Annotated in this window: 3 protein-coding genes; all 3 read left to right on the forward strand. The window is 55.3% G+C overall.

The window, feature by feature from the left end; translation table 11 throughout:
* The first annotated feature begins 397 nt into the window (after nucleotides 1-397).
* Nucleotides 398-1,186 carry a hypothetical protein gene (locus ABWQ00_RS15730; protein WP_353239600.1) on the forward strand — a complete coding sequence of 263 codons (789 nt, stop codon included), beginning with the start codon at nucleotides 398-400 and terminating at the stop codon, nucleotides 1,184-1,186.
* Nucleotides 1,187-1,376: 190 nt separating this feature from the next.
* Nucleotides 1,377-1,976: a hypothetical protein gene (locus ABWQ00_RS15735; protein WP_353239601.1), complete on the forward strand. Its 600-nt coding sequence runs from the start codon at nucleotides 1,377-1,379 to the stop codon at nucleotides 1,974-1,976.
* Nucleotides 1,977-2,136: 160 nt separating this feature from the next.
* A partial coding sequence (locus ABWQ00_RS15740; RefSeq protein WP_353239602.1) for a hypothetical protein occupies nucleotides 2,137-3,086 on the forward strand: 950 nt, incomplete at its 3' end.

Raw genomic sequence — 3,086 nt, forward strand, 5'->3', positions numbered from 1 at the left:
TATGTAACAATCCAGTTGTGTCCGCATACATACACATATCAATGCCACATTCATCGTACGCGTATGAATGGTGATGCTACGCATTTCTTGGCAATAGCGCCCACTCACAAACAATTGTTTTTCATGCTTCAAATGTTCATCCGTTTGCACCACTGTGTTGTACCTTGGATGGGGCCTGGCCATGGCATCCCCGGATTGCCAATGCGACCTCGCAACTTGCGCTGAGTGCAAGTTTCGCCGGTGTGTGCCAAGATGGTCCACTAATTCATGGGCGTTGTTGGCGGCGGACAATCCTGGCAAGGGGACTTGGTTGCGGAGCGGCGTTGCTTTGGATGGCCGGTGGGGTGCTGGCTGCCACGCTTGTTCTGTTGTTGGGGTTAAAAGAGGGCTGTGTTTGGTGAATCAACGGGACTTTGTGCAGGGGACGGTTCGCACATTGGGCACCATCCAGCAGTCACGCTTTGTCCGCCATGCCAACAGCAAGTTTCACAAGAACAGTTGCCGGGAGTTGTTGGGCGAAGATGTTAGCGCGGTGGCACCTGCAATCGAGAAGTTCCGGCAAGTGTTGAACCATGTCGTGAAACACGGCGCGGCTGTGCACAAGGGCATCTCCGACAACGCCGGTGCCAAAACACTGCGGAAGATGGTGTTTTGTCTGGCTGAGGCTGTCAAGCATCGCCATCACCGGTACTTCAGGGATGTCCAGAGCATCACGCTGCTACGGGATGCGCGGAAGGGTCGGTTGCACATCCGTTTCGTAGCTGTTGACTCGAGGCTGCAGGTGCGCCATGGTTTTCTCGGTGCAACCACTGGATTTGGGAGCGGGGGCGCTGCCATTGTCAAGGCCACAGACCTCATTGTTAGCGACTTCGCAACACGCTATGCTGGGATGAAGGTGGCGGAACTTCGGCAAGAGGTGCGCCGGAGGGTGCTGGACCGCACGCACATGATCACAGTGGACGCTGCTGCAGATGAACTTGTCGCTTCAGAGTTGATGCGTTCTGGAGTGGACGGCGCGGTTTTGACACCGAACTTGCACATCGTCCTGCGCGACAAAGCGCATTCCACCCGAAGGAACCTTTGTAAACCAAAGTCGCATTCATTAATCGTTGTCCTTTTTTATGTGCAAAACAATGAACATCTGCGTATGGGATGGGTAAACATGGAGGTCAATGATGTTAACTAGACTTGCAGTAGCACTGATTATGGCATGTTGGCACCCAACGAAATTACCACACCTGGCAACATTGTCAACCAAATCAATTGCACAAGGTTTTGGGGCAGTGTTGGGGTGGGCTGTTTATAAGCACGTTCGGCCGGCGAGGATCACCAGCAGGCCTTGGTTTTCGGACAAGTATTGCCAAGAGGTTGTGAACATGATGGCTCGTGGCCGCGACTCGCCTGCCCAGATGTTGCACCACAGTCACGACCTCCGATGCACGTTCAAAGAGATCTGCTCTGAACTTCAACCCAATCAGCGTGCTTTGACCAATCTGCGGGCTGCCAAACATCGATTCAAGTCCTTCCAGAAGCCTCTTGGACGGACTGTTCGTCTGTTCAGTTGCGTGCATACCTTGATGGTGAAAGTGGCCATTGGGCGCAATGATGCCCAGGGTGGGCGGGCCCGGGGTTGGCTGGAGTGGCTCAGCGCACGTAATGTGCTCATGGCCGCGATGTTGGCGGACGCCGCCGACGAGGCAAGCGCGCTGCTCCGGTTCTGCGACGACGAGCAGATGGACAGTGCCAAGCTGAATTCGCACATCTACACCTTTCTTCGACGGGTGACCGACTTGTTTGGGGAGAAGCAGTTGTGCCTCCAATGTCCTGGCTACACGACTTACTGCCTAGAATACCTTCAACAACCCTTGGTGTGGGTGGTCCGGGGTAAGGTGGCAAGCTTGGCCGCTCCAACCGCGGACGACATTGGTTTTCTGCATGAGCCACATGCGGATGTGGCTCAAGTTGGCCGATGCTGAGTTGCGGTGCGAGTTCCCGGACTTTGAAGTCGCACAGGCCGAACAAATACAGTTTCGATACATGTGTTAGCATTTTTGATTAGTAATTCAAGTAATAAACACGTACTTCAGTTTTTTCACCACTCAACTTGTTACCACCTAGTGTGCTCAGGCGTTTCGGGTGTTTGACGTCGCCGACCCTGCCAAGCAAGGTGCCACGGCAGTGCAGCACCTGGAACGGTTGGCCATTGCTTGCAAGGTGAACGCAACGGAACTCAAGGCGCAGTTTGATTGCTTTGCCACCCAAGCCTGTCATGAGGCATCTTCCACTGGCTGTTCGAACAAAGATGCCTGGCAGCGCGTGCTGGCTCGTGTTGCAAATCTTCGCCCCGAGGCCCGGCGACGCTACCCAGATGACTGCCTCCGGCCAGTGCTCTACATGTGGTTTGCGTTCTGCGCCAGCACCTCTGGCGTGGAGCAGGCTTTCACAAAGGGGCAACGTGCATTCACGGACCGCCAAGCCAGCTCATCAGCCGCATTTGAGCAGAGCGTCATCAGGCTTGTGACTGACACGACTGGCATTGATGTTGACGACCTCTGTAAGGCTGCCCAACGTGTGTGGGCCAGATGTTGTGGCATCGCCAGAGCCAGCGGTTCAGTTTCCAGGCCTGCCAATTTCAACTCTGGAAGGAAGCGTTCTGCCAGTGGATTTGGCGAGGCGGCCTTTCTTCGGAAAAGGCGGGGGGGCCTGGTTGCCAGTGACGGTGTGGCTGGGGATGTGGAGGTTGTTCGGGCCGAGATCCACCAGTTGCACACGCCGCTGTGGAGCGCACAACATGAACGAGAAAGACAATTTGCTGAGTCCAAACGCAAGGAACCGTTGGAACAGGTTGCGGACGGGGGGCTGCTCGTTGGCCAAGAGGATGACCCTGCACTTCACGCAGCTGCTTCCACACGGCGGGCTGAGTTACTGCGGAACGCAGCCCATCGCGAAACCTTGACACTGAAACATAAGGTCATGCTGACGGGCGGCAAGCTTCCTTTGCAATCAGATTTCCGTGGGCATCACGCCGACTTGGAAGACAACACGTGGGCTACGTTTGCAGGACCCTGGCTAATGCACCTGGTGTC

It is taken from the genome of Limnohabitans sp. (assembly GCF_040400975.1).
In the GTDB taxonomy this organism is placed as follows: Bacteria; Pseudomonadota; Gammaproteobacteria; order Burkholderiales; family Burkholderiaceae_C; genus Limnohabitans_A.